General features: G+C 64.6%; 24 protein-coding genes and 1 pseudogene. 12 read left to right on the top strand and 13 right to left on the bottom strand.

Going from position 1 to position 26,830, the window contains the following annotated elements:
• Positions 1 to 2,244, top strand: coding sequence for a hybrid sensor histidine kinase/response regulator (locus DIE23_RS29805; protein WP_124615387.1), 2,244 nt, complete (start codon positions 1 to 3; stop codon positions 2,242 to 2,244).
• Between the two features lie 45 nt (positions 2,245 to 2,289).
• Here DIE23_RS29805 and DIE23_RS29800 read toward each other — a convergent pair whose 3' ends face one another.
• Positions 2,290 to 2,844 carry an NADPH-dependent FMN reductase gene (locus tag DIE23_RS29800; protein ID WP_124615386.1) on the bottom strand — a complete coding sequence of 185 codons (555 nt, stop codon included), beginning with the start codon at positions 2,842 to 2,844 and terminating at the stop codon, positions 2,290 to 2,292.
• A gap of 374 nt (positions 2,845 to 3,218) precedes the next feature.
• Here DIE23_RS29800 and DIE23_RS29795 point away from each other — a divergent pair, with 374 nt between their 5' ends.
• Entirely contained in the window at positions 3,219 to 3,815 is a 597-nt protein-coding gene (locus DIE23_RS29795; RefSeq protein ID WP_124615385.1) for an RNA polymerase factor sigma-70, read from the top strand.
• Positions 3,796 to 4,032, top strand: coding sequence for a zf-HC2 domain-containing protein (locus tag DIE23_RS29790; protein ID WP_124615384.1), 237 nt, complete (start codon positions 3,796 to 3,798; stop codon positions 4,030 to 4,032). Before DIE23_RS29795 ends, DIE23_RS29790 begins: the two co-directional genes overlap by 20 nt.
• A gap of 393 nt (positions 4,033 to 4,425) precedes the next feature.
• On the opposite strand, the gene arsC is transcribed toward DIE23_RS29790, so the two are convergent.
• Complete coding sequence (gene arsC / locus DIE23_RS29785) at positions 4,426 to 4,782, bottom strand: arsenate reductase (glutaredoxin) (protein ID WP_124615420.1); 357 nt, start codon at positions 4,780 to 4,782, stop codon at positions 4,426 to 4,428.
• 947 nt (positions 4,783 to 5,729) lie between these two features.
• Between arsC and parA the strand changes: the two genes are divergently transcribed.
• Both parA and DIE23_RS29775 read left to right on the top strand, forming a co-directional pair.
• Complete coding sequence (parA, locus tag DIE23_RS29780) at positions 5,730 to 6,392, top strand: ParA family partition ATPase (protein WP_040138954.1); 663 nt, start codon at positions 5,730 to 5,732, stop codon at positions 6,390 to 6,392.
• A gap of 23 nt (positions 6,393 to 6,415) precedes the next feature.
• Positions 6,416 to 7,477: a ParB/RepB/Spo0J family partition protein gene (locus tag DIE23_RS29775; protein ID WP_124615383.1), complete on the top strand. Its 1,062-nt coding sequence runs from the start codon at positions 6,416 to 6,418 to the stop codon at positions 7,475 to 7,477.
• 90 nt (positions 7,478 to 7,567) lie between these two features.
• On the opposite strand, the gene DIE23_RS29770 is transcribed toward DIE23_RS29775, so the two are convergent.
• Complete coding sequence (locus DIE23_RS29770; protein WP_124615382.1) at positions 7,568 to 8,932, bottom strand: replication initiation protein; 1,365 nt, start codon at positions 8,930 to 8,932, stop codon at positions 7,568 to 7,570.
• Between the two features lie 1,822 nt (positions 8,933 to 10,754).
• On the opposite strand from DIE23_RS29770, the gene DIE23_RS29760 reads away from it, so the two are divergent.
• Entirely contained in the window at positions 10,755 to 11,936 is a 1,182-nt protein-coding gene (locus tag DIE23_RS29760) for a DNA-binding protein (protein WP_124615419.1), read from the top strand.
• Between the two features lie 139 nt (positions 11,937 to 12,075).
• Here DIE23_RS29760 and DIE23_RS29755 read toward each other — a convergent pair whose 3' ends face one another.
• From DIE23_RS29755 to DIE23_RS29745, 3 genes are all read right to left on the bottom strand, one after another.
• The gene (locus DIE23_RS29755; RefSeq protein ID WP_124615381.1) at positions 12,076 to 13,089 is read right to left on the bottom strand and encodes a tyrosine-type recombinase/integrase; all 1,014 of its coding nucleotides are present in this window, start codon (positions 13,087 to 13,089) and stop codon (positions 12,076 to 12,078) included.
• Between the two features lie 102 nt (positions 13,090 to 13,191).
• Complete coding sequence (locus tag DIE23_RS29750; RefSeq protein WP_124615380.1) at positions 13,192 to 13,569, bottom strand: DUF2471 family protein; 378 nt, start codon at positions 13,567 to 13,569, stop codon at positions 13,192 to 13,194.
• 130 nt (positions 13,570 to 13,699) lie between these two features.
• The gene (locus DIE23_RS29745; protein ID WP_124615379.1) at positions 13,700 to 14,311 is read right to left on the bottom strand and encodes a helix-turn-helix domain-containing protein; all 612 of its coding nucleotides are present in this window, start codon (positions 14,309 to 14,311) and stop codon (positions 13,700 to 13,702) included.
• 161 nt (positions 14,312 to 14,472) lie between these two features.
• Here DIE23_RS29745 and DIE23_RS29740 point away from each other — a divergent pair, with 161 nt between their 5' ends.
• On the top strand, positions 14,473 to 15,672 hold the full coding sequence (locus DIE23_RS29740; RefSeq protein ID WP_124615378.1) for a glycine C-acetyltransferase: 1,200 nt from the start codon (positions 14,473 to 14,475) through the stop codon (positions 15,670 to 15,672).
• A 13-nt stretch (positions 15,673 to 15,685) separates the two neighbouring features.
• Positions 15,686 to 16,714: an L-threonine 3-dehydrogenase gene (gene tdh, locus DIE23_RS29735; RefSeq protein ID WP_124615377.1), complete on the top strand. Its 1,029-nt coding sequence runs from the start codon at positions 15,686 to 15,688 to the stop codon at positions 16,712 to 16,714.
• 536 nt (positions 16,715 to 17,250) lie between these two features.
• Here tdh and DIE23_RS29730 read toward each other — a convergent pair.
• Positions 17,251 to 17,652, bottom strand: a complete 402-nt coding sequence (locus DIE23_RS29730) for a hypothetical protein (RefSeq protein ID WP_124615376.1) — start codon at positions 17,650 to 17,652, stop codon at positions 17,251 to 17,253.
• Complete coding sequence (locus DIE23_RS29725) at positions 17,649 to 18,287, bottom strand: GNAT family N-acetyltransferase (RefSeq protein WP_124615375.1); 639 nt, start codon at positions 18,285 to 18,287, stop codon at positions 17,649 to 17,651. Before DIE23_RS29725 ends, DIE23_RS29730 begins: the two co-directional genes overlap by 4 nt.
• Before the next feature lie 191 nt (positions 18,288 to 18,478).
• Between DIE23_RS29725 and DIE23_RS29720 the strand changes: the two genes are divergently transcribed.
• A complete protein-coding gene (locus DIE23_RS29720; protein WP_124615374.1) occupies positions 18,479 to 19,096 on the top strand; it encodes a TetR/AcrR family transcriptional regulator in 618 nt (205 codons plus the stop codon).
• Positions 19,097 to 19,151: 55 nt separating this feature from the next.
• A complete protein-coding gene (locus DIE23_RS29715; RefSeq protein WP_059604582.1) occupies positions 19,152 to 19,631 on the top strand; it encodes a nuclear transport factor 2 family protein in 480 nt (159 codons plus the stop codon).
• A 618-nt stretch (positions 19,632 to 20,249) separates the two neighbouring features.
• Here the strand turns inward: DIE23_RS29715 and DIE23_RS29710 are convergent.
• Positions 20,250 to 21,335, bottom strand: a complete 1,086-nt coding sequence (locus tag DIE23_RS29710) for a tartrate dehydrogenase (RefSeq protein ID WP_124615373.1) — start codon at positions 21,333 to 21,335, stop codon at positions 20,250 to 20,252.
• 117 nt (positions 21,336 to 21,452) lie between these two features.
• Here DIE23_RS29710 and DIE23_RS29705 point away from each other — a divergent pair, with 117 nt between their 5' ends.
• Positions 21,453 to 22,376, top strand: a complete 924-nt coding sequence (locus tag DIE23_RS29705; RefSeq protein WP_185646560.1) for a LysR substrate-binding domain-containing protein — start codon at positions 21,453 to 21,455, stop codon at positions 22,374 to 22,376.
• Positions 22,377 to 22,662: 286 nt separating this feature from the next.
• Here DIE23_RS29705 and argC read toward each other — a convergent pair whose 3' ends face one another.
• Positions 22,663 to 23,610, bottom strand: a complete 948-nt coding sequence (gene argC / locus DIE23_RS29695) for an N-acetyl-gamma-glutamyl-phosphate reductase (protein WP_124615370.1) — start codon at positions 23,608 to 23,610, stop codon at positions 22,663 to 22,665.
• A gap of 118 nt (positions 23,611 to 23,728) precedes the next feature.
• Here argC and DIE23_RS29690 point away from each other — a divergent pair, with 118 nt between their 5' ends.
• On the top strand, positions 23,729 to 24,613 hold the full coding sequence (locus DIE23_RS29690; protein WP_124615369.1) for a LysR family transcriptional regulator: 885 nt from the start codon (positions 23,729 to 23,731) through the stop codon (positions 24,611 to 24,613).
• A 227-nt stretch (positions 24,614 to 24,840) separates the two neighbouring features.
• On the opposite strand, the gene DIE23_RS29685 is transcribed toward DIE23_RS29690, so the two are convergent.
• The 3 genes and pseudogenes from DIE23_RS29685 to DIE23_RS29675 all read right to left on the bottom strand — a co-directional run.
• The gene (locus DIE23_RS29685) at positions 24,841 to 25,305 is read right to left on the bottom strand and encodes a hypothetical protein (protein WP_124615368.1); all 465 of its coding nucleotides are present in this window, start codon (positions 25,303 to 25,305) and stop codon (positions 24,841 to 24,843) included.
• A 60-nt stretch (positions 25,306 to 25,365) separates the two neighbouring features.
• Positions 25,366 to 26,583: a patatin-like phospholipase family protein gene (locus DIE23_RS29680; RefSeq protein WP_185646559.1), complete on the bottom strand. Its 1,218-nt coding sequence runs from the start codon at positions 26,581 to 26,583 to the stop codon at positions 25,366 to 25,368.
• 130 nt (positions 26,584 to 26,713) lie between these two features.
• Positions 26,714 to 26,830 (bottom strand): annotated as a pseudogene (locus tag DIE23_RS29675) (3-hydroxybutyrate dehydrogenase); the annotation flags it as partial.

Raw genomic sequence — 26,830 nt, 5'->3', positions numbered from 1 at the left:
ATGACGTCCGAACGTCCCGCCGACTCCCGCCCGCACGCCTCCACGCCCGCCGACGACTGGCAGGACGACGGCAGCTATGCGTCCGGCGCACCCGAGCACGATTTCGCGGTCCGGCGCGTGACGCTGATCGTGCTGCTGGTCGCGGCGATCGTGCTGCCGTGCATCTACGTGTCTGTCATGGCGTACAACGACCTGAAGACACGCGAAGCCGCGGCGAGCGACGTGACGATGCGCACCGTGCGCGTCGCCGAGGAACATGCGCTCAAGGTGTTCGACCTGAGCGAGACGCTCGATGCGCGCATCGTCGACCTCGTGCAGGACATGGACGACGCCACCGTGCGCCGCCACGAATCCGACATCCACGAAGCGCTGAACACGATCGGAGGCGGCTATCCGCAGGTGGCCGCGGTGTCGATCTTCGGTGCGAGCGGGATGCTGCTCGCCAACAGCCTCTACTATCCGGCGCCCTACGCGTCGATCGCGAACCGCGACGACTTCGCCGGCATCCGCGACGGCAAGGTCATCGAACACATCTCGCGGCTGATGATGGGGCCGCTCAAGCTCGAGAACATCCCCGTGTTCAACACGGGCGTCGCGCGACGCCATAGCGACGGTTCATTCGCGGGCATGGTGTCGATCGCGCTGAAGTCGTCGTATTTCAATGCGTTCTACCGCGACCTGCTCGGCGGCGCGGCCACGCCGATGACGATGGCGCTCGCGCGCTCCGACGGCGCGGTGATCGCGTCGTATCCGCCGCCGCCGTCGCTCGCGCACACCGACCGCACGGCCACGTTCGGCAACGCGAGCAACGATCCGCGCGCGGGCGTCGTGCGAGTGCGCCACGACGGCGCCAGCAGCGAGATCGTCGCATACCGCCAGGTCGGCAGTTATCCCGTGTACGTGACCTGCGCGTATCGCACCTCGGCGATCTGGCGTGAATGGTACGAACACCTGAGCGTGCTGTTCATCTCGATGTTCGTGCCGTCGATCGCGCTGTGGTCGGTGATCTGGCTGTCGCTGAAGCGGCTGAAGGCGGAAGAGGAGGCCTGGGACCGCTGGCAGGCCGAAGCGTCGATGCGGCGCTCGATCGAATCGGCGTACCGGCAGTCGCGCAAGATGCAGGCGCTCGGCAACCTGGTCGGCAGCGTCGCGCACGACTTCAACAACCTGCTGATGATCATCTCGAGCAACGTGCAGATCGCGCGGCGACGCGGGGTCCAGCATCTCGACAAGGAACTCGGCGCGATCGAACGCGCGCTGAAGAACGGTCAGTCGCTCACGCGCCAGCTGCTCGGCGTCGCGCGCAAGCAGCCGCTGCACAACGAGACGATCGACGTCGGCCAATGGGTCGGCACGTGCCGCGAACTGCTGAAGACGTCGCTCGGTTCGAAATCGTTGCTGGTCGTCGCGATCGAGCCCGGCGTATGGCCGATCCGGGTCGATGTCGCCGAACTCGAGCTCGCGGTGATCAATCTCGCCGTCAACGCGCGCGATGCGATGACGGTCGGCGGCCGCTTCACGGTCGGTGCGCGCAACGTGACGCTGCGCCGCGAGGACGGCTTTCCGCTGACCGGCGACTTCGTGCAGATCTCGCTCGACGATACGGGCTCGGGCATGGCGCCCGACGTGCTCGCGCGCGCGTTCGAGCCGCTGTTCACGACGAAGCCGCAGGGGATGGGAACGGGGCTCGGGCTGCCGCAGGTGTTCGCGTTCTGCGAGCGCTCGGGCGGCCTCGCGACGATCGACAGCGCGGTCGGCGCCGGCACGTCGGTGCGCCTCTACCTGCCGCGCGCGCGCGTCGAGGACATCGTCGCACGGCCGCAGGCCGTCGCGCACGACACGGGCGCGCTCACGGGCCTGCACGTGCTGCTGGTCGAAGACAACAGCGAAGTCGCGGCCGGCACCGAAGCGCTGATCACGCTGCTCGGTCACCGCGTCACCTATGCGCCCACCGGCGACGACGCGTTGCGCCTGATCGAGGGCGCGGCCGCGAACGATGCATTCGACCTGGTGATCTCGGATATCCACATGCCGGGCCGCCTGAACGGCATCGACCTCGCCGAAGCGATCGACAGGCGGCCGGGGAAGCTGCCCGTGATCCTGGTCACGGGTTACGCGGAGGAACTCGACCGCACGCGCACCGTCAACGTGCGCGTGCTGTCGAAGCCGTTCGACATCGCGCTGCTCGACGAGATCCTGCTCGGCATCCGCGAAGCGCGCGACGCGCGGCACGCCGGCGCCTGACCCGCGGCACGCGGGCCGGTGCCGGCAGCGGGAAGGGTACGGCGATCAGGCCGCCTTCAGCACGCGCACCCAGTCGACGTAGCGGTCGACGAAGCCCTGCAGGAACTTGCGGGTGTCCTCGCTGACGATCCGGCCCTCGTCGTCGATGCGCGCCGAGTCATGCTTGATGAACATTTCCGGCTGCCCGAGCGTCTTCACGTCGAGATACGCGAGCACGTTGCGCAGGTGCTGCTGCGCGAGCGCGGCACCGGTCGCGCCCGGCGACGTGCCGAGCACGGCGCCCGGCTTGCCGGACCACGAGTTGTGGCCCCACGGGCGCGAGCCCCAGTCGAGCGCGTTCTTCAGCACGCCCGGGATCGAGCGGTTGTACTCCGGCGTGACGAACAGCAGTGCGTCGGCCGCTTCGATCGACTGCTTGAAGCGCTTCGCGACTTCCGGAAAGTCCGCGTCGTAGTCCTGGCTGTACAGCGGCAGTTCGCCGATCTCGACGAATTCGAACGAAAAACCGGCGGGGGCGAGCGAAATCACGGCGTGCGCGAGCGCGCGGTTCCAGGAACCGCGACGCAGGCTGCCGACGACGACTGCAACACGATAGGACATGGCTTTCTCCTTCCGGTGAGTGAGGAATCGGATCGATTGATTCTGAACAGGCGACAAAGGTCTGTTTATAGGCAGGCCAGCCCGCGAGCCGTCCCACGGGGCAGACCGGCCGACTTTCCACAAGGTTTTCCACAGAAATTGTGGATAACTTGACCGTTATGGTCTGATGTTACAAATCGCCCGCGCCAGGATTTCGCGGCGTGCGACGCGGGGCTCCGGCAAGCATAGCGCAGCGCGCCGGCCGCTTCGTGAATACGTGACGGAACACGCGTTGCAGCGCGGCGACGTGACCAGTAAGCTGCTCGCACACCGCGATGTGCCCGCCCGATGGCGCACACACGAGCGCTTCCGCTTTGTAAGGCTCCCGACCCGCCATGCTGTCCGCGTACGACGACCCTGCCTATCTCGCGCAACTGCGGCGCGACCTGCTGCGCTTCGCGCGGCTCCAGCTCCGCGATGCCGATGCGGCCGAGGATGCCGTGCAGGAAGCGCTGACCGCCGCGTGGTCGCATGCGGGCGAGTTCGCGGGACGGTCCGCCCACAAGACCTGGGTGTTCGGCATCCTGCGCAACAAGCTGATCGACATCCTGCGTGCACGGCAGCGGACGGTGAGCCTGTCCGCGCTCGATGCGGAACTCGACGGCGAATCCGTGCTGGATCGCGAATTGTTCAAGGAAAACGGACACTGGGCCGCACACACGAAGCCGCGACCGTGGCCGCGCCCCGAAACGCTATTGCAGCAACAGCAGTTCTGGACGCTGTTCCAGGTCTGCCTCGACCACCTGCCGGAGCACATCGGGCGCGTGTTCATGATGCGCGAGTTCCTCGACGTCGAGATTGCCGACATCTGCAGCGAACTGACGTTGACGACGAATCATTGCAGCGTGCTGCTGTATCGGGCGCGCACGCGCCTGCGCACCTGCCTCAGCGAAAAAGGACTGACGACCGAAGATGCTGCCGGGGAAATGTAGGGACGTGACGCGACTGCTGTCGGATGCGCTCGACCGGTCCTTGACGCTTCATGAGCACATGCAGGTGCATGTGCATCTGCCGGCTTGCAGCGGATGCCGGGCGTATCGCGGGCAGATCGCGCTGCTGCGGACGGCGGCGCATGCGGCGGCGGGGCGGGGTGCGGGGGATGCCGCGGGCGGCGATCGCGATGAGTCGTCGGGCGATGGGCAGGGCTGAGTTGCTGATGTCGTTGAGCGGTTACGCGTTGAAGTTGGTGATGTCGTTGTTGACGTCGACAAGGTGACGCTGGAGGTGGCTCGCGGGCATCGAGTACGGGCTTCTCGCTGCGTGGCGGCGGGGGTCGTTGGCGGTGTGCGAACTCGGTGGGTCGATCCGGCGCGTCTTTGATTGCCGCTTCGAGCGGCTCATTTGGCGGCTGCCGGTAGCGCAGCCACGGTGGAGGGTTGCTGTACTCGAATTCAGCCGGCCGGTCCGACGCGGTGATTGTCGCGGCGAGTGGCCGACGGTGATCGCGGCCGCGGGGGTGGGTTGCGGCTTGCGAATTCAGCCGCGCATTCCCGGCACGCTCGCGCCGGGATGATGCGATAAGAAAAATACGCCGGACAACAATTATTCGAACAGCGCGCGCACCGATTCAGGCGGGCGGCCGATGGCTGCCTTGCCTCGATACACGACGATCGGACGCTGCAGCAGAATCGGATGAGCCGCAATCGCTGCGTAGGCCTCCGCGTCGGTCAGGCTCGCACGGGCCAGATCCAGTGTCTTGTACGGCTCCTCGCCGTCGCGAAGCATGTCGCGCACCGGGCGCCCGAGCTGACGATGCAGCGCTTCCAGTTCCTCGACCGTCGGCGGCGTCTTCAGATACTCGACGACATTCACCGACGTGCCGGTGGTGTTCAGCGTCTCGACCAGTGCGAGCGTCTCGCGGGACTTCGAGCAGCGGGGGTTGTGGTAGATCGTGATCATCATTCGGGCCTGGATAGGAAAGGCACGTATTGTAGCCAGTCTGGTTGCGGTTGTTTCGACGGGGTACCGGCACGCGGGGGAAGGGGAGTTGGAGTCTCGGTGTCGCGTGTGGAGAGAGTCGGTCGCGGCGACGAGCGTGCAGCGCGCTTGATGCGTTTATGCGCATAAAGTGCATTGCACCGGCGATTGCCGAGACCGTCTACGTTGGCGAGTAACGCGGGTGAATAACGACGAATCGCTATGGCGTGTGGCAGGCTCCGCCGCGGGGGCCATCGTATGGTTTATGCGTCGCCGGGTTTATGCGCATAAAGCTGTCGCTTTCTGGGGTGGGGAGGTCCACCGATATCACGGCCGGCCCGAGCACCTTCGATGCCTCGAACGATCAGCGAGGCGATAGGCGATGGCGTCCGGGACATTGTCGTGGAGGCATCTTTATGCGCGCTTGCCGACGTGCGGCCGCTAATAGCAGCCGAGCCCCTCGAAGGTTTATGCGCATAAACGCTTGGGGTGCCCAGCGCTTCGTCGCTGCACGCGGCGCATCGCGCGAGTATCGTACCGGCCTGAGCCGTGCAGAGTTCGTCATCCGGGCTCGTGCTCAAGCGACGACGCTGACTCGTGGATGCTCTCCAGCACCGCCGAAGTTTATGCGCACAAACTCTCGCGTCACCAAGGTCGCGCTCATTCAACCATCGACAGGGCAGACCCCGACACATTGCGCCGATCAGCTTTTCGAACGTGAGACCGAAACGCCTGTCGTCACGACGCCCCCCGCTCATCATCCTCCGCAGCATTCTCGCCACCCTCCACCCCAGCCATCCGGCGTCCCCATTTGTTTATGCGCATAAACCGATAGCCCGAATGGCTAACGCGTAGTTAGCGAACGACAATTTCATTGAAATATAAATATCGTCCTGTAGAATTCCAACGACCAAAAACAGGAGTGAAAATTGGCCGCGGAAATCATTGCAGTCACTCAACAAAAAGGTGGCGTCGGCAAAAGCACCATTGCCATGCACCTCGGCGCGGCATTCCATGAGAAAGGGAAGCGCGTCCTCGTCATCGACGCTGACGGTCAAAACACACTGGTTCACTGGTCGAGCGCATCCGGTGACAGCGACGCCGGCATCCCTTTCCCGGTCGTCAACCTCGCCGAAGCCGGCGGCCAGATCCATCGCGAGATCAAGAAGTTCATCAACGACTACGACATCATCGTCGTCGATTGCCCGCCGTCGATCACCGAGAAGGTCTCCGGCGTCGTGCTGCTGGCCGCATCGATCGCCGTGATCCCGACTTCGTCATCGCCAGCCGATTACTGGTCGAGCGTCGGGCTGGTCAAGCTGATTCAGCAGGCGCAGGTGATGAACGAAGACCTCCGTGCCGTCTTCCTGCTGAACAAGACCGAAGAGAAGCGCATGCTCACCCGCGAACTCAAGCGCGCGCTCGAGGAGCTCGGATTCCCGTTGCTGAAGACGCAAATCCCGACCAGGGAAGCGTACAAGCAGGCGATGGCGCTCGGTCAGACCGTGCTGCAGATGAACGATCGCGGCGCCAAGCTGGCCGCCGCGGAAATCCGCGCATGTGCCGACGAAATCGTCGCCATGCTGCCCTGACTTTATGCGCATAAAGGAGTCACATGAAACCCTCCCAATTTGCAAAAGGATTCCAAGCGCGCCCGGATATCACGACGAGCGAGAAACGCACGGCGCTTGATCGGCTGAATGCCATCGACGGCATCGTCAAATCCGAGACGGCCACGCCGGCCCCGACGAAGTCCGCAAAGAAAGACATCACGCCGCCGCCAACTCCGGACGTCCTGCTCGATCCGTCAACCGACGAGTCGCCGCAATATCGCGCGTGGCGCCTCGAGAACCGCTATGCGCCCGGCCAGGTGATCGAGCTGTCGCTGAAGGCGATCAAGCATAGCCCGTTCAACCCGCGGCACTTCTATCTGAAATCGTCGATTGCCGAACTCGCGGTCAACCTCGCGAAGCAGGGGCAGCAGCAGGCAATCCACGTGATTCCTGACTACGACAATCCGGGTTCGTATTTCGTCAGCGACGGCGGCCGCCGCGTGCGCGCGCTGAAGGAAGCGAACAAGGAGTCGGTGAAGGCGATCGTGATCGACGTGCCGATCGGGATCCAGAGCTACAAGCTCGGCTACGATCTGAACGTGCAACGCGATTCGCAGACGGTGTTCGACAACGCCGTCGTGTGGCGCCGCTTCCTCGACGACAAGCACTTCCAGAGTCAGAAGGAGTTGTCCGAGCATCTCGGCCTCGACGAGTCGACGGTTGCGGTTGCGCTGTCGATCGGCAAGCTGCCGGAAGGCGTGATGCAGGAGATGGTTGCGCGCCCCGATCGTTTCGGTTCGAACATGGCGTATCAGGTCGGCCGTTATCACAATGCGCGCGGCACCGAGGCGACGCTGCGGCTGATCAACAAGATCGTGTCCGACGATCTCAGCACGCGCCAGGTGTCGGACATCGTCAAGGGCCGCGTCGCGGCGCAGGAAACGCCGAAGACGGCGGGCCGCCAGCGCTATGCGCAGCGTCTCGAGATCAAGCTCGGCGGCAAGTCGGTCGGCGACCTGAAGTCGTATGGCGAAGACCGCATCGAACTGCGCCTGCGCGGCCTCCCGAAGGACAAGCGCGACGCGATCCTCGAGCAGCTCGAGCGGATGCTGTTGTCGGACTGATGGAAACGGCCGGCAGGGCCTGGCGATGCGCCGGGCCCGCCGGTTGGGCGGGCCGCCGGCGGCGGCCCGTCAGAGGGGCCTGAACGGGCCTCAGGCGGCCCGCGATTGATTCAGGGTGAACGACAGCAGGTCGCCGTCGGTCGGCTCGCCCCAGGTCTTCTGCGCCAGCCAGTCGAAAAACGCCGTCTCGGCCAGCTTCGAATCGAGACCGCGCTTGCGCCAGTCGTCACGCAGGTGCGAGCCCATCGTCGGCAACACTTCCGACTCGAACGACTCGCGCGCCACTTCGCGCTCCGCGTCGCCCTGCTCCTCGTACAACACCTTCGCTTCCTTGCGGCGGAACGCCGCGAACTCGCTCAACAGACGCGCCTTCAGATCGTCCGGCTGCGCCGCGACGACCTTCGCGGCAGGCGTGCCGGAAGGCAGCGCGTCGACGGATTCGACCGGCGGCGCATACCCCTTCTTCAGCGCATCCTTGAACAACGCGGGCGCACTGCGCACCGGCGGCAGCGTCGTGCTGCGCATCCGCTGCTCGGTCATCTGCAGCGCGGCGCGAATCCGGTTTTCCTCGCTGTCCGCGTAGAGCGTCTGCGCTTCCTTGAGCGGAATCCCGAGCTTCACCATCCGGTCGACCAGCGTGCTGTCGAACACGTTCGGATGCTCGTCGAGCGCGAGCATCGGCTGCTTGCGCTCGGTCACGCGGAACTGGATCTCCGCGACCCGCCGCCCTTCACGATGCTCGATCAGTTCGACGAAGATGTTGGTGACCGCATTGACCTCGGCGATCGCCGGACGCAGATAGTCGCGCTTGAAGTACTTGTACTCGCGCTTCGCCTCGTCGCCGGCTTCCGTATCCGGCGTGCCCGACAGGATCGGCCGCCACCACTCCCACGGCTCGCGCATCGTCAGGTGGCTCGGGTTCGTCAGGTAGCGCACGCAGATTTCGTAGAGCGCGAGACCGGCGCTGCTGCGCAGCTGGCTCTGGAACTGGAGGCTCAGGCGCGCGTACTGGACAGGGTCGAGCAGTTTCTTCTTGATCTTCGGTGCGAACGAGAATTCGACCCACACGCGGCGGGTGGTCGGATCCTCGAGAATTTCGGCATCAGCGATCAGCGTCGAGATCCCCCACTTGCGGCCCGGCTTCTGGCTCGACGTCCCCGTGCTCCACTCGACCTGAACCGACACCATGCGGCGCAGGTGTTCCTTCACCAGTGCGGTGTCGTTCGAATCGAAGGCGGAGTTGGCGACGATATCCGACAGCAGCGCGCGATAGGTATCGCCCGAGTCGTCGGCCTGCTGCGCGACGGCGAGCAGGACGTTGAACAGCTTGCGGGTCAGGAGTGTGATCTTGCCGCTCTTCGGCTGAATTGCGATCGCCTCGACGGCCTTACGCAATTCGGCTGAACTGGCACTCACCACATCCACATCGGTTTTCTTGGCGCGCTTCGTGGCCATGCGTCAGGTCGGAGGAGAAGTTTCACGGAAGGATAGCGCCTGTGGTGATGTGCGTCCAGAACGACATGCTCACCATAGCCGGTGAAGTGCACGTGCAAAACGGCACTCACCCCAACCCTCTCCCGAAAACCCTCACCGGTCCGGATTTACAGCGTTTCGGACTCGTCCAGACGTGTCGCGGGATGCGCGGATTCACAGATTTTTGCCTGTGCTCGACACGTGCGAAACTTGTTCCCGTATCGGCTCACCTTTCAATTTGTCGTAATTTTACGACTGCGCTTTCGGCCCTCGTCACAGGGCCGCCACTGGATGTCGCGACATCGAGCGGACAGGTCCGCGCCAGCCTGTATGCATGTACAGGCGTGGCTCGCCGGATGATCACGACTGCCACTCCGGGATCCGGAAACCTGCGCCGAAAAGGTGCCCAGCGGGTCGATCGAAGCCATTTCACAGGCCCGGGCGCGCATTGTACAGCGCACAGAAATCGTTCGGCCCCGAAAATTCTCACCTCACCGGCTCGGAATTCTGTGACCCGGATCCCGACGAATCCCCGGCACACACGGGATCGGCCGCCAGGACCTCCCGAAAAGCCTCACCTTATTGAAAAAAGCGGCGCTTCAGCGGATGCGGAAGCAGCTCCCGAAAAACCTCACCGTAACCGCCGCGGTATCAAAAATGTCAATGGCATCCGATACTTATGCGCAGCAGGCGTTCTGCCGTGTCCGGCGCTCATCCCCCGAAAAGTCTCACCTTTGTGGCATGCGAGCGTATGCGACAGCCGTGCGTCGCCCCCTGAAAAATCTCACCTTTGCCAAAAAGTGGCACAGCAAAAATCAGATTTCTGCCAGTCCCGGCGGGCTTTTCAGCGAATTCGCCCTGTGCTGGGTCCCGAAAAGCCTCACCTTTGACCAATTTCCGAGCAAATAGCGCTCCTGAAAAGGCTCACCTATCAAGCGAACGGCAGCCTGTGATCAATGCCCCGAAAAAGCTCACCTCAACGCGAACCGGGCAGGAAAACCCCGATTTCCCTCCCGAAAAGCCTCACCTTTCGGGCTTCACAGGCTCCACTGGGCACTTTTTCTGTGCAAAATGACGGTCGTTTCCCGGAAATCCTCACAGCAAATCCCTGTGGTGTCCCGTGAAACCTCACCTTTCGCGAAATCTGCTCAAAAGATAGGCAGAATGGGGGCGCGAAGAAGGTCCCGCAAATTCTCACCTATGTCTGCACAGGCAGAAAACTGTGCGTGTAGGCGCAGCGCGGGTTCTGTGGCTGTACGGCCCCGAAAAACCTCACCTTTGGGAAATCTCGTGTTTCACTGTGATCCCGAATCCGCTCACGACCTTTCCTGCATCGGCTCACGCAGATCCCCGAACCCCATCACTTCAGCTCCCGCAGAAGATCACCTTGGTTCCCGTAAAACTTCACCTTGTCGGCCGGAAAGCCTTGCTACATAAGGCTGTGCCGTGGCGTTAACGTTTTTAACTAAGGGTTCAAGGGTGTTTACTTCTAATACTCTCAAGACATCGGTCGTCGAGTTTTCCACAGAGACCCCAACCCCTGAACACCGACAGGCCAGGATGACGCGCGGCATGTGAAACAAATGCACTTTTTCGGGGCTTGCTCAAAAATGCTTTCAGCACAAGGACTTGGCTCGCTTTCTTCGCTTTGTTTCACGGAATCGAGGCATTGGTTCAGCCGAAACAGCACACAGCCCCGATTTCTGTGCACTGCGACGTAAATTCACCACGGTCGACGAAAACAAGTATTAAAAAATACGTATTTCGTTATGATCGCAACATCTCAATGTCTGTGAGTCCTGCCATGACGCTGGATGAAATGCGTGAAGTCATCCGAGAAGAACTGGAATCGCTGCGCGCGAGCGGCGCACGCCGCCAGGAGTTGTCGCTGCATGCCTGCAAGCGCCTGTTCTTCGATCTCGGCATTCGGCCATCGGCCGCCAACGTCCGCGATCTGACCCAGACCGGCAGCGCCAGCGACATTCCGAAGGACATCGATCATTTCTGGGAACGGATCCGTTCCGCGTCGAAAATCCGGCTCGACGGTGCGGCGATTCCGAAAGCGGTCGAGGAAAAGGCAGGCGCATTGCTCGGCGCGCTATATGAAGAGGCGTTGAAAGCGGCCAGGGAAAGTCTCGACATCGACCGCGAACAGGTTCGCGCCGGCGTGACCGATGCGGAACAGCGGCTGCGCGACGCCACGGTTCGCCAGGAAACCCTCGAAAGCGCGCTGACGCGGAGTGAAACCCGCAACGAGCAGCTGCAGGCGCGTGTGACCGAACTCGAGGTACATCTGGCCTCGCAATCGACGCACGGTTCGGCAAACGAGGCGACGCTGCTCACCACAGTCGCCCGACTTGAAAAGGAACTGGCCGCCATGGCCGGCCGCGTCGACGCCGAACAGACGCAGAACGCGTCGCTGCGCGACCGCATCGACCTGCTGCAAGCCGAATTGCAGCAGCGCACCGAACACTATGCGCAGCAGATCAAGGATGCGGTGGCCGAAGCCGAGCGCCGTGTCAAACCGATGCTGGTCGAGCTGGACTCGCTGCGCAGCATGGCGTCGACCTACCAGAGCGGTCTGCGCGACGTGCAGCGCAAGGAATTCGATTTCCTTCAGCAACTGAGTTCGGCCAAGGCCCGCGCGGACCGGCTCGAGGAACAGCTGCGCAGCCAAGGCGACGAGTTGGAACGCGCGACGCGCGACGTGAATACGCTTCGCGCGAGCCGCGGGATGAACCCGGAGATTTCCGCGCTGATCCGGCGCCTGGCCGATGCGGGTCAGTTGGACGCGGATGCGTTTTCCGCGATCGGGACGTCGCTGGACCACGAAATTCCGGTGCCGACCCAGTGCCCGCATTGCGATGGCGAACCGGAGTTGTCGCATGGCGACGACGGGTTCGAAGTAGCGTGCCCCGAATGCGAACATGCGTCGGGGCCCTGGCCTTCGCGATTCGAAGCGGTCGCACGCTTTTCACGCGATTGACATGCTGGTCGGCACAACGAACGCACAGGTGAGGTGATTCGGGACGCGTGAGGTGAGGTTTTTCGGGAGCAGTGAAACGGTGAGGCTACGCCGTACAAGGCTGCTCACGGATCATGTCGCGTGAGCAGCCGGCTCGGCATCAGTGAGTTTCATCCTGGTCAGACGCGTCACCCTTCGCGAGATCGTCGCGCCAGTTTTTCCACGCGCGGTGCAGGCGGTTCGACGAGATCGGCCGCATGAAGCCGAGCCATTTGCCGACCCGCTCGGGCGGCACGTCGTGTTCGAACAGTTCGGCCGCATAGGTGTTGCGCAGCGTTTGCGGGCTCGCGCGCGCGGTGCGCGACGACGTGAGCCCCGCGGATTCGACGATCGCATCGATCGCGCGCAGCATCGTCGCCTTGTGCATCGGCCGCCCGATGTGCGATGCGGGAAACACGAGCTCGCCGGGAATCTCTTGGCGCTTGCGCTCCACGAGCCATGCTTCGAGCAACGCGATCGCGAACGACGCCAGATGGGTTTCGCGCGCGAAATCGGGATGCGTCGACGAGATCTGGAGTGATGTTCCGCTCGTGTTGATGCAACTAATCGTGAGCACGCGTGCTTCGCCGGTTTTCACACCGGCGCCGAGAAACGCGGCGACGAGCGCGCGGTCGCGTCGCTCTTTCCAGTATGCGGAGCCCGACACGCCGATCGGCGAAAACAGGTAGGCCAGCAACTTCGCGCGTTCGGCTGGCGTCAGGAAACCGGTTGGCTCGTTGTCGCGTGCCTGACGCCAGTTCGCTTCGCCATCCTGAGCAATGAAGCGGGCCGGGTTGGTAGACGCGAACTCGGTGCGCCGAATGTGGTCGAGCACACGTTCGATCAGCCGCAAATAGCGCATTCGCTGCGTTTTCCGGATCGGAAGCTCGCCGACGAAGTTCGCGATCGTTGCGGTATCGACCGTGACCAGGTTTTTCTGGTTTACACGCAGCCACGCGAGAAAGGCGCCCCATTGCGCACGGTAGACATCGGCCGACGAGCGGCGGTAGTCCTGCATGGCAAGCCATGCATCGAACGCGGCTTCGGGTGAGACGATCCAGTCGGACGCGCCGCGGTCGAACAAATCCTTTTCTTCCGGGTGAGCAGGGGAGGCGGAGGGCGTAGGAAGGGACATGTTATTTATTCCGTTAGTTGCGTATATGGTAGCCCTTTCGGCAACGTCGCGGACAGCAGGATGCGGGAGCCGCCCGCCGTGTCGGACGGCCGGGGCCCGGCGTCAATCGCCCCACGCCTTCGACGGGCGGTGAACGCGCTCGCGGGGCGCCGCTTCTTGCGATCTGGCCGCCGCTTCATACGCGAGGACCGCGAACGAGAAGACAGCGGGCAGCGCATTCGATCGGCCGAAGTCGATCGGATCGTCCGTTTCGGGAAAGGTCATGTCCGACGGCCGTTCGAACAGTTGACGCATGCCGGCCTCGTGCCGGCTGGCAAAACCGAGATCGGCGAGCGCCTCGGCTTCGATGGCGTGCAGCAGACGCCACGACAGCGGGACGCGCTGATGGATATAGCGCCCGGCTATATGGCGAACGATCAACTCGAGGTCGTGCGCGGCAGCCTTGAAGCTGAGCGCGGCCAAATCTTGTTCTTCTGTCATCGCAGGCTCCTGTCGACCGGAGCGGGCGCCTCGGTGCGCCAACCCCGGCCCATGCATGGCGGAATGTCTGTATACTGTACAAACATACAGTATTTTCCGCAACTGGCCTTTCGGCCAGCTATCCGCATCGTCAGCGATGAATCACGATCAGTAGTGCGCGTGCTTCGGCCTTGCCGGGGTTGCGGATCGCGTGCGGCGTGTCGGCCGCGTAGCGCGCGGTGTCGCCCACCTTCAGGCGCCGGCTCGCCGCCGCGGCTTCGATTTCCATTGTGCCCTGCAGTACGGTGAGGTGCTCGCGCGTGCCGGGCTCGTGCGCGTTCGACGCGAGCGCGCCGCCGCCCGGCAGCGTCAGTTCGTACCACTCGAACTTGCCGGCCAGGTCGATCGGGCCCCATACGCGCAATTGATAGCGGCCGTCGTGACCGGCGAGCGTCGGGATGTCGTGCGGGCCGTCCACGCGGATCGTCTCCGGCGCTTTCGGCTGCGAGAACAGCTCGTCGAGCGTGATGCCGAGCGCATTCGTGAGCCGCCATGCGACCGCGATCGTCGGATTGGCCTTGTCGCGCTCGATCTCGGAGAGCATCGACTTCGATACACCGGCCGCGCGCGACAGGTCGTCGAGCGTCAGCTTGCGCTCGTTGCGCAGGCGCTGGATTTGCTCGCCGACGCGCGGCGGCGTCACGCTTGGCGGCTGCGGTGCGGCGCCGGCAGGCGTGCGCCGCGACGCGGAGGAACTTGCCATTTGGATTCCGTTCGCTTAGAGTTGTTCGGTATTTCGAATTCTAGTTCGGAATATCGGATAAATGCGGTCAACCGAACGACCGACTATAACAGTAGCAGGCCGTTGCGCTGCCGCCACGAGTGGCGCGCGACGGAATGCGAATCCCTGTCAGGAGCTTTGCGATGCGTGATGCCTTTCTCGCCCAGGTGCGCGGGACGCTCGACCAGATCCGCGCGGACGGTTTTTACAAGACCGAGCGCGAGATCGCGAGTCCCCAGGCGGCGGCCGTGCGGCTCGCCGGCGGTGCCGGCGTGCTGAATTTCTGCGCGAACAACTATCTTGGCCTGGCGAACGATCCGCGCCTCGTCGCCGCGGCGAAGGCCGGTCTCGACGAGGACGGCTTCGGCATGGCGTCGGTGCGCTTCATCTGCGGCACACAAACCGTGCACAAGCAGCTCGAAAGCGCGCTGGCGTCGTTTCTCGGCACCGAGGACAGCATCCTCTATTCGAGCTGCTTCGATGCGAACGGCGGCCTGTTCGAGACGCTGCTCGACGAGAACGACGCGGTGATCAGCGACGAGCTGAACCATGCAAGCATCATCGACGGCATCCGCCTCTGCAAGGCGAAGCGTTTCCGCTACAAGAACAACGACCTGTCCGACCTCGAGGCGAAGCTGAAGGAAGCCGACGCAGCGGGCGCGCGCCACAAGCTTATCGCGACCGACGGCGTGTTCTCGATGGACGGCATCATCGCCGACCTGAAAGGCATCTGTGATCTCGCCGATCATTACGGCGCGCTCGTGATGGTCGACGATTCGCACGCGGTCGGCTTCATCGGCGCGCACGGCCGCGGCACGCCGGAGCACTGCGGCGTCGACGGTCGCGTCGACATCATCACCGGCACGCTCGGCAAGGCGCTGGGCGGCGCATCGGGCGGCTATGTCGCGGCCCGCCGCGAGATCGTCGAACTGCTGCGCCAGCGTTCGCGCCCGTACCTGTTCTCGAACACGCTGACGCCGAGCATTGCCGCGGCGTCGCTGAAGGTGCTCGAACTGCTCGGCAGCGACGAAGGGGCAAAGCTGCGCGAACGCGTGCGCGAGAACGGTGTGCGTTTCCGCGAGCAGATGACGGCCGCGGGCTTCACGCTCGTGCCGGGCGCGCATCCGATCATCCCGGTGATGCTCGGCGACGCGCAGCTCGCGACCAACATGGCCGACAAGCTGCTGGCCGAAGGTGTCTACGTGATCGGCTTCTCGTTCCCGGTCGTGCCGCGCGGTCGCGCGCGCATCCGTACGCAGATGAGCGCCGCGCATACCCCCGAACAGATCGATCAGACGGTCGCCGCGTTCGTGCGCGTCGGCAAGTCGCTCGGCATCGTTTGACGGAGGCGCGACCATGAAAGCACTGGCAAAGCTCGAACGCGGCCCGGGTCTCACGCTCACGCGCGTGAAGCGCCCCGAAGTCGGACACAACGACGTGCTGATCAAGATTCGCCGCACGGCGATTTGCGGCACCGACATCCATATCTGGAAGTGGGACGACTGGGCACAGAAGACGATTCCCGTGCCGATGCACGTCGGTCACGAATACGTCGGCGAGATCGTCGAGATGGGGCAGGAAGTGCGCGGCTTCGCGATCGGCGATCGCGTGTCCGGCGAAGGCCACATCACGTGCGGCTTCTGTCGCAACTGTCGCGCGGGGCGCCGGCATCTGTGCCGCAACACCGTCGGCGTCGGCGTGAACCGCGAGGGCGCATTCGCTGAGTACCTGGCGATTCCGGCGTTCAACGCGTTCAAGATTCCGCCCGAGATCTCCGACGATCTCGCGTCGATCTTCGACCCGTTCGGCAACGCGACACACACGGCGCTGTCGTTCAACCTCGTCGGCGAGGACGTACTGATCACCGGCGCGGGCCCGATCGGCATCATGGCCGTCGCGATCGCGAAGCACGTCGGTGCGCGCAACGTCGTGATCACCGACATCAACGACTACCGGCTCGAGCTCGCGCGCAAGATGGGCGCGACGCGCGCGGTCAACGTCGCGCGCGAGTCGCTGCGCGACGTGATGGCCGACCTGCACATGACGGAAGGCTTTGACGTCGGTCTCGAGATGTCCGGCGTGCCGAGCGCGTTCACGAGCATGCTCGAGGCGATGAATCACGGCGGCAAGGTCGCGCTGCTCGGCATTCCGCCCGCGCAGACGGCGATCGACTGGAATCAGGTGATCTTCAAGGGGCTCGAGATCAAGGGCATCTACGGTCGCGAGATGTTCGAGACCTGGTACAAGATGGTCGCGATGCTGCAAAGCGGCCTCGATCTGTCGCCGATCATCACGCATCGCTTTGCGGCCGACGATTACGAGAAAGGCTTCGCCGCGATGCTGTCCGGTGAAAGCGGCAAGGTGATTCTCGACTGGACGGTCTGAGTGCCGGTGGGGCGGCTCGGCGCGTTTGCCGACTGTCCCGCTCATGTCGGCACGAGCGTTTGTCGAGGCTGGGCGGCTTCGACGAACGCGTAAGGTGAGAATATTCGGGAGCTGTGTTTGCGTGCCGAATGGCGGCTCGATCATGCTTTCGTGTGGCGCGTGGGCGAGGAATTCAACGGGCTGCACGTCGATTCTCGTTGACGATACGAGGGGATACGAAAGCGATCGCGCTTCGATTCCGCGGCACGCATCGGTGATATGCGATCGCGCACGCACCTCACCCATCAGCGCCGCTCCCCTGTCCCCTCCGTCGCGTCGCTCGGCGCGCGTCTTTCTTCTTACCCTTCCGATTGCGCTTGTCGTGCCTGAATAGCGGGCCCTTGCCGCATCACCCGCTGGCCACGGTCCTGCCCTGCTTCCGCGACTGCACATCACCACGCAATGCAGTCATAGCGCGGCCTCGACGCGTGAGCCGATCAACGACGCACGAACTCACCCGTCAGCCTGTCGGTCTGCATCGATCGGTGGGCTGTCCGCTATTTGATCCGCTCACCGTTCAACCATTGCGGCTCGAGTTGCAGACTCAACACGACGAGCCAGCGTTTCGGGCATTGCGGTGCGATTTCGATCAGATCGCCACGCATCCCGGAAACCTTCACGAGTCCGTGTTGGGCCGCATGCCGATACGCACGCGATGCGTCCGCCTGAAGCCAGAAGCTGACCAGCGCGCAGGTAACGAAGCGGAACAGCAGCAACGTCGCGGCTTCCGGCACGAAGCCCAGTAAAACGAGCAGACCGTCGAACACGAGCGTCAGTATTTGCGTGACCGCGATCGTGATGACCGTCAGCTTCACCAGCCCGCGCATGCGCAGTGCCGCCCGCAAGCGGGCATGCCGTAGTGCGAGCCGCGCGCGATCGTCGTCGGCTTCGTGGTTCATGACGCCGCCCCGGCACGCCGCGCGACATGGATCGATGTCGTGTCGGATCCAGGCATCGGCTCGCCCGGTACCCCAACGGCTTTGCACAGGATCGCGCTGTCGTAGCTGTGTCCCGAAAACCGCATCACGTCGATCAACTGAAACCCTTCGCGGCGATAGAAGTCGACGAGCCGGACGGCCGCATGCGGCGCATCGAGCGCGATGTGCGTCGCGCCACGCGCGGCAGCCCGCCGTTGCGCGAACGCGAGCAGCGCACGGCCGATGCCGCGGTCCTGCCAGACCGGATCGACGGCCAGCTGGCCGAGCGTCGCGACATGTCGGCTGCGGTACGGATCGCAACGCGAATCGGGATCGTGCGGCTGCATCGTGAGCGTCGCGACCAGATGCGCGTTGCCGAGCGCGACGAAACACTCGCTGGTGAGCATGCGTTCGCGCGTTGCCGACGCCGGCTGGTCGACGCCCGGACAGTTGAAGCCCGCGGCGCCGAGTTGCGCGTACGCACGATGCAGCAACGCGGTCAGCGATTCATACGAATCGCAGCGAGGATCGAAACGCCGGACGACGACGCGGCCATCGAGCCGCTTGGCATAAGCCGCATAGGCACGCGTGGCGCGTGCGGATTCCGGTCGCTGCATGATGTCCTTTCGGCCAGACAGGGTGACCGAAGTGTAGTGAGCACCCCGCGGCAGCTTCAAGAAAAAATGTCGTAAACGCCACCTGGAATGTGCCGCCCGCCATCGGAACCATGCGACGTTCGGCCCTTCCGGCGACAGGGCTTTTTCACGCGGGTGTTGACGATGGAGAACGATCGTTCTACCGTAAACCCATGAACACACATGATGACCTCTCCGGCGAACCTGCCGTTCGCGACCGGCTGCTCGACGCGGCCGAGGCGCTGATCTACTCGGGCGGCATCCACGCTACGGGTGTCGATGCGATCGTCAAGCGCTCCGGTGCCGCGCGAAAGAGCTTTTATTCGCATTTCGAATCGAAGGAGGCGCTGGTCGTGGCCGCCCTCGAGCGCCGTGACGAACGGTGGATGCGCTGGTTCGTCGACGCAACGCTGGCGCGAGCCAAGTCGCCGCGTGCGCAATTGCTCGGCATGTTCGACGTGTTGCGCGACTGGTTCGCGCAACCCGATTTTCACGGCTGCGCGTTCCTGAACGCGTCCGGTGAAATTGCCGATGCCGAGGATCCGGTGCGCGTCGTCGCGCGTCTGCACAAGGCGCGCTTGCTGGCGTTCGTGCGTGAGCGGTTCGACGCGTATGCCGACGAAGCCGGGATCGAGCGCCGCGGGCTGGCCCGCGTCGCACGTCAATGGCTGGTGCTGATCGACGGTGCGATCGGCGTGGCGCTCGTCAGCGGCGACGCCAACGCCGCGCGCGATGCGCGCGCAACCGCCGAACTCTTGCTCGACGCGGTGTCTCGAGCGTCGAAGCAGTAACGCGTCCCAACCGGCTGCGTTCGTGTGCAGCCCAAACCTTGAACAGGAGCATCCTATGTCCGCTTCCCCCGAAATTCGTCCGCCCGTTCCGCCCTTCACGCTCGACACGGCGCGCCAGAAAGTGCGCGCCGCGGAGGATGCGTGGAACACGCGCGACCCGCAGCGCGTGTCGCTCGCCTATACGCCGCAGAGCCGGTGGCGCAATCGCGCGGAGTTCGTGACGGGCCGCGACGAGATCGTGGGCCTGCTGCAGCGGAAATGGACGCGCGAGCTCGACTACCGGCTGATCAAGGAGCTGTGGGCGTTCGGCGGCAACCGCATCGCGGTGCGATTCGCCTACGAATGGCATGACGACGCCGGCAACTGGTTCCGCTCGTACGGAAATGAAAACTGGGAGTTCGACGAAAACGGTTTGATGGCGCATCGCCACGCGAGCATCAACGATCTGCCGATTCGCGAAGCGGATCGCCTGTACCACTGGCCGCTCGGCCGCCGTCCGGACGATCATCCCGGCCTGTCCGATCTGGGGCTGTGACACGACGCGTGGACGCGCGCGAGCGTGCATCGAGCGCGTCGCCTGTGCCCAATGGTGAGGAAATTCGGGAGCTGCGTGTTGAGGTGAGTGTTTTCGGGAGAAGGGGCATTCTGTGCGTGACGGTGTGGTTCTTCACATCCTGCATCTCACCGATCAATCTTCGCAGGAAACGGTGCGAATGCGCCAGCAGAATCACCGCATGCATGGGCATGCGCCGATCTCTCGTCACTCGCGTGCGAAGCAAACGTGAATCGGATACAGCACGGCGGTGCATTCGCACTGCCTTGCGGCCCGTGCTGGCTGGCCTACCCGCACAGCGGTGAGTTTCAATCGGTGTGCATCGATACGGGATGCAACTCACCGTTCGACTTCAGCACGATGCCGATTACGGCAATGATCGAAACGTAACCGTGCGTGTCGCCGGATAGCGTTGCTCACCGTTCGAACTCGAACTCGAAATCGACATCGACATCGACATCGACACGCCTGCATGCCACTCATGCATGCAGGCGTGTGTGTCGGCATCAGCAAAGGTGCGCGGCAGTCAGTCGTGTTGCTCACCCCTGAACACGACATCCATCGACCACCTGGCAACCGCGCACCCTTCGCATCGTTCCGTCAGCCGGCAATCCGCGCGGCGATCGCCTCACCCACTTCCTGCGTCCCTGCCTGACCGCCGAGATCGCGCGTGCGCGGCCCGGTGCGCAATACGTCCTCGATCGCCGCGACGATCGCATCGTGCGCTTCGTGTTCGCGGCCCGCGCCGTTGCCGAGGAAGTCGAGCATCATCGCCGCCGACCAGATCATCGCGATCGGGTTCGCGATGTATTGGCCCGCGATGTCCGGTGCGGAGCCGTGCACCGGTTCGAACAACGACGGAAACGTGCGATCCGGGTTGAGGTTCGCCGACGGCGCGATGCCGATCGTGCCCGTGCAGGCCGGCCCGAGGTCGGACAGGATGTCGCCGAACAGGTTCGACGCGACGACGACGTCGAAGCGGTCGGGCTGCAGCACGAAGCGCGCGCACAGGATATCGATGTGCTGCTTGTCGACGGCGATCTCGGGATAGCGTTCGCCCATTTCGGCCGCGCGCGCGTCCCACCACGGCATGCTGATCGCGATGCCGTTGCTCTTTGTCGCGACGGTCAGGCGCTTCGCGCGGCGCTGCGCGAGCTCGAACGCGAACTTCAGCACGCGCTCGGTGCCGTGACGCGTGAAGATCGACTGCTGCATGACCACTTCGCGCTCGGTGCCTTCGAACATCGTGCCGCCGACCGACGAATATTCGCCTTCGGTATTCTCGCGCACGATCATGAAGTCGATGTCGCCTGCGTTGCGGCCGGCGAGCGGCGACGGCACGCCGTCGAACAGGCGCGCGGGCCGCAGGTTGATGTACTGGTCGAACTCGCGGCGGAATTTCAGCAGCGAACCCCACAGCGAAATGTGGTCGGGCACCGTTGCGGGCCAGCCGACCGCGCCGAACAGGATCGCGTCCATGCCCGAGAGCTGCGCCTTCCAGTCGTCCGGCATCATCTTGCCGTGCTGCGCGTAGTAGTCGCAGCTCGCCCAGTCGATCTGCTCGAACTGGAAACGGATGCCGAAGCGCGCCGTCACGGCGTCGAGCGCGCGCAGGCCCTCGGGCATCACTTCACGGCCGATGCCGTCACCGGGGATGACGGCAATCTTGTACGTCTTGTCGCTCATGCAAGCCTCCTTGGCTGGTCGGGCCGCCGGCAGCGTGCGCAGCGGAACATGACGCCATTTTATTTATTTCCATTCAGATTAAAATCGTGCGAAAGGTTAATCGACTTTCCACGAATCGTGAACAAATCGCCGAATCTCGACGACCTGCGCGTCTTCAGCCTGGTCGTCCGCCTGACGAGCTTCAGCGCGGCCGCCGAGCAGCTCGCTGTGTCGCCCGCGTATGTGAGCAAGCGCATCGCGCTGCTCGAGGCGCAGCTCGGCACGCGGCTGCTGCATCGCTCGACACGCCGCATGACGGTCACGGAGGCCGGCGAACGCGTGTTCGCGCGTGCGGAGAAGATTCTCGACGACGTCGATCATCTCGTCGAGGACGTGTCGACCACGCGCACGGTGCCGCGCGGCACGCTGCGCATCTCGAGCAGCTTCGGCTTCGGCCGCCATGTCGTCGCGCCGGCATTGCTCGACTTCTCCGCGCGCTATCCGCAGCTCAACGTGCGGCTCGATCTGTTCGACCGGCTCGTCGACGTGGCGGGCGAAGGCTACGACCTCGACGTGCGCATCGGCGACGAGATCGCCGATCACCTGATCGCGCGGCGCCTTGCCGCGAACTATCGCGTGCTGTGCGCGTCGCCCGACTATCTCGCACGACGCGGCACGCCGCGCACGCTCGCGGATCTCGCGTCGCACGACTGTCTCGCGATCAAGGAGCGCGACCATCCGTTCGGCGTGTGGCGGTTGAACCTGCGTGGAGAAACGGCAACGGTGAAGGTCGGCGGCGCGCTGTCGACGAACCACGGCGAGGTGGCCGTGCAATGGGCGCTGGCCGGGCGCGGGATCGTGCTGCGTTCGATCTGGGAAGCGGGGCCGCTGATCGAACGCGGCGCGCTTCATCGCGTGCTGCCGGACGTGATTCAGCCGGCGAACATCTGGGCGGTGTATCCGGAACGCGTCGCGGCGTCGGCGAAGGTGCGCGTGTGTGTCGATTTTCTGGCGGAAGCGCTCGCCGGGTTGAATGCCGCGGCAGGTGACGATGCGGCCTGAAATCGGCCAAAGGTGAGCTTTTACGGGGGCATGTGCGGCGCATCGGCACGCGCCCGTTTACGGCTCGCAACCGCGTCGCGAGCCGGCAGTGTGCAGCGCGCAGCGACGCGTTGGCGGTCGCGATACACCAGGCCGGCCGATGATGCTGCCATCCCGCCGCTCCCGCCGCTCCCGCCGCTCCCGCCGCTCCCGCCGCTCCCGCCGCTCCCGCCGCTCACACAGCTCACACAGCTCACACAGCTCACACAGCTCACACAGCTCACACAGCTCACACAGCTCACACAGCTCACACCGCTTTCGCCGCTTTCGCCGCACCGAGCATCAGGTCGAGATTCTGCACGGCCGCGCCGGATGCCCCTTTGCCGAGATTGTCGAACACGGCGGACAGCAACACCTGACCGTGATCGTCATTGACGAACACGCTGAGCCGCAGGTCGTTCGACCCGTTCAGCGCTTGCGGATCGAGATGCGTGATCGTGCGCGTATCCGCGAGCGGCGTGACCTCGACGTGGCGCGCGCCGGCGTAATGGTGCGCGAGACATGCATGCAACGACTCACCGGTCACGCCGGCCGGGAGAAGGCGCAGCTCGATCGGCACGGTCAGCACGATGCCCTGCCGATAGGCGCCGTAAGCCGGCACGAACAGCGGACGGTGCGCGAGCCCGGCATGCAGCTGAATCTCGGGCACATGCTTGTGCGCGAGCGCGAGGCCGTAGACCTGAAGCGGTTTCGCGCGTGCGACGTCGTTCGATTCGAACGCGTCGACGGCGGCGCGGCCGCCGCCCGAGTAACCGGACACGGCATGGACGCTCACCGGGTAGTCGCGCGGCAGCAGGCCTGCCTGTTGCAGCGGCCGAAGCAGGCCGATCGCGCCCGTCGGATAGCAGCCCGGGTTGGTGACGCGCCGCGCGCGCGCGATGGTCTGCGCGTGTCCGTCGGCCATCTCGGGGAAACCGTAGACCCATTCCGGTTCGGTGCGATGGGCTGAACTCGCGTCGATCACGCGTACCGCCGGATTCCGGATGAAGCCGACCGCTTCGCGTGCGGCGGCGTCGGGCAGGCACAGAATCGCGATATCGGATGCGTTGATCGCTTCGGCGCGCCGCGCAGGGTCCTTGCGCTCGGCATCCGGCAGCGTGACGAGCCGCAGGTCGGTGCGATCGCGCAGGCGCTCGTGGATCTGCAATCCGGTCGTACCTTGGTCGCCGTCGATGTAGACAGTGGGCAGGCTCATGATGGTCGCGTTCCTCGTTTCGGACGTCGGGAAAGCCGTATCGTCCACCGAACGCCTAGAATAGGAAAAGTTGAATTTCCTGATGGCCGGATTCAGTTTTCCTGAACCAGAGGTGGGAATGCGCGAGATCAGTCTGGACCGACTGCGTACGCTGGTCGCGATCGCCGACCAGGGATCCTTCGTCGCCGCCGCGCAACTGCTTCATCTCGCGCCGCCGACGGTCAGCCTTCATGTCGCCGAACTCGAAAGCCGCATCGGCGCGCCGTTGCTGTCGCGCACGCGCGGCAACGTGCAGCCGTCGACCATTGGTGCGGTGCTGGTGGAGCGGGCGCGCCGTCTGCTGGCCGAGGTCGAGTCGACGCTCGACGACGTGGAGCGGCAAGTGCAGGGTCTGACCGGGCGGGTGCGCCTCGGTGCATCGACCGGGGCGATCGCACACCTGTTGCCGCAGGCGGTGGCCCGGTTGCGCGAGCGGCATCCGGACATCGATGTCCAGATCGCGGTGCTCACGTCGCACGACACACTGGCGCGCATTGCGCAGGGCACGCTCGACGTCGGGCTGGTTGCGTTGCCGCAGGCGGCGGTCGCGGGGCTGTCGATCCGCGCGTGGCGGCGCGATCCGGTGCTGGCCTTTCTGCCCGCGGACTGGCGGTTGCCGGCACGTGTGACGCCGGCCTATCTGGCCACGCGTCCGCTGATACTCAACGATGCGACCACCCGGCTGTCGCGGCTCACGACGGAATGGTTCGCGCTCGGCGGCCATCGGCCCGAGCCGCGCATCGAACTCAACTACAACGATGCGATCAAGAGCCTGGTCGCCGCGGGTTACGGCGCGACGCTGCTGCCGCACGAGGCGGGCGCCCCGTTGCCCGACGCACGCATCGTCATGCGGCCGCTGCGTCCGGCGTTGTGGCGCGAACTGGGCATCGCCCATCGGGCCGGCCCGGTCGAGCGATCGACCCAGCACGTGCTCGACGCGTTATGGGCGCTCGGCGCGCGCTAGGGAACCGCGGGCCGGCCGCAGCGCCGAATCGACCGGACGCAGCATGCGCCGCGCGCGACCGCGGCGCAAGCAGAGCAAGGTATCCATCGAGGAGATCGGCAATGAGGCGTGCCTCGCCAACGTGGAAGCGCTCCGCCAATCGTTGAAGACGCGTGTCGGTTTGCCGCCGAGCAAGTACCGGGCGGCGTCCCGGTGCGCCGAGCGTCAGGCACCGTGCGCGGCCCCCGTTACAGCCGGTTGTCCTTCGCGAGCATCAGCACGCGCGCCCAGCGCTGGGCATCGCGCTTGTCCATCATCGGCAGCTTCCATTCGGCGCGCACGGCGTCGCGCACGCGCACAACCAGATGCCAGCGGCCGTCGATCGGCGCGGCCTCGCAGTCGTCGAGCTGCGACAACGTATAGCGACCGTCCGTGCCGTCATGCGACAGCCAGAGCAACCCCTGCGTTGCGGACACGCGCACCTCGCCCCACGCGCGATGCACGATGTGGGTCCAGCCCTGTTCCTTCGTGTTCGGCGCGATGTCGCGGCGGCGTTTGATCCACCACGCGATCAGCGCGATCAGGATCGCGGCGGCGAGCACGGCGGCCGCGATCGCGACCGGCTGGCCGAACCGCGCGGCGATGAGGTGAAACAGGTGAACCGCGCCCCATCCCAGGGCGATGAGCGCGAATAGCGCAATGAAAATCGGCATGTCGAAACGGAAAAGAGGACGGACCGGCGCAGGCGGCGCGCCGGTCCGTCGCACACGGCATTACCGGCGGCGGTGAATGTCGTGCGTGACGAAGCCCGCGTCGTTGGTGGGCAGCGCGAGGCCGTCCTTGACCGCGAGCGTCTTGCGGATGTCGTCGAGACCCGCGCACCAGTGGTCGCGCATCGTCGACAGACCGAACTGATAATCCTTGTAGTGGTGCTCGTACGCCTTCTGCTGATAGATCAGGTGCTGGATGTTGTACTTCTTTCCGCTCGACATCGCTTCAGCCTCGACGCACCACGGGTCGTTCTTGCGCTGCTCTTCCGGCACCTGCTCGAGCACGTGGCGCAGCACGTTGCGGTAGCGCTGTTCGCGCTGCAGCGTATCGGTGACGAAACGCGTGCGGCTCGAATACTGCACGTCCTTCGTGCGTTCAGCGACGTCGGCCATCGTGCGCGGCAGCGGCCCGCGTGCGCTCCACAGGTCGACCTGGAACGCGAGCGTGTCGCGCCGCGGACGCGCACGCAGCACTTCCATCAGCGGCGTGTTCGACACGACGCCGCCGTCCCAGTAGGACTCGCCGTCGATCTCGACCGGCGGGAACGCGGGCGGCAGCGCACCGGACGCCATGAAGTGCTCGGGCTCGAGGCGGATGCGCGAGTTGTCGAAGTACACGAAGTTGCCGGTGCCGACGTTGACCGCGCCGACCGACACGCGCGTCTCGCCCGAGTTGATCCGGTCGAAATCGCACAGCTTGAGCAGCGTCGCGCGCAGTGCCGACGTGTCGTACCAGCTGATCTTTTCCGGATGATCGGACACGCCCGGCAGCGGCGGCGGGAAGCGCGGCGAGAAGAAGCCCTGCTGGCCCTGCATCATCGCGCTCGCGGCCTGCGATGCGGTGAAGAACGTGCGGACCTGGTCGATGCTGTTGAACAGCGCGAATTCGAACGCGGCCGGAATCGCGGGAAAGAACGCCGGCTGGCAGATCGTTTCCCAGAATTCGCGCAGCCGCTCGACGCGATGTTCGGGCGCATTGCCGGCGATCAGCGCGGTGTTGAGCGCGCCGATCGAGATGCCTGCGATCCAGTCGAGCGGAACGCCCGCTTCGTGCAGTCCTTCGAACACGCCGGCCTGATACGCGCCGAGCGCGCCGCCGCCCTGCAGGACGAGCGCGATCGTTTCGTATGGCAGCGACCGCGCAGCGGCCGGCGCGCCGGCTTCGTGATGCAGGTCCGCCGCATCGACGGCCTGCTTTTCTGTACGCGCGTGCGGTTTCATCAGTTGCTCCGAGAAAACCCGCCGTGGATGGCGGAGACGGATGACGTGCCGTCGACCGACGGCACGCCATCGTGAGTCGTGAGAATAGGGGGTGCTGCGGGAATCGCCTCCCGTCAGGGAGGCGAAGGCATTACTGCATGAACCAGCCGTGGCTGACGACGAACGACTGGCCCGTGAGCGCGGCGCTCGGGAACGCCGACAGGAACAGCACCGTCTGCGCGACGTCCTGCACCGTCGTGAACACCCC

The sequence above is a fragment of the Burkholderia sp. Bp9143 genome (assembly GCF_003853645.1).
Classification (GTDB): Bacteria; Pseudomonadota; Gammaproteobacteria; order Burkholderiales; family Burkholderiaceae; genus Burkholderia.
This window is presented reverse-complemented; position numbering and strand designations above follow the sequence as displayed.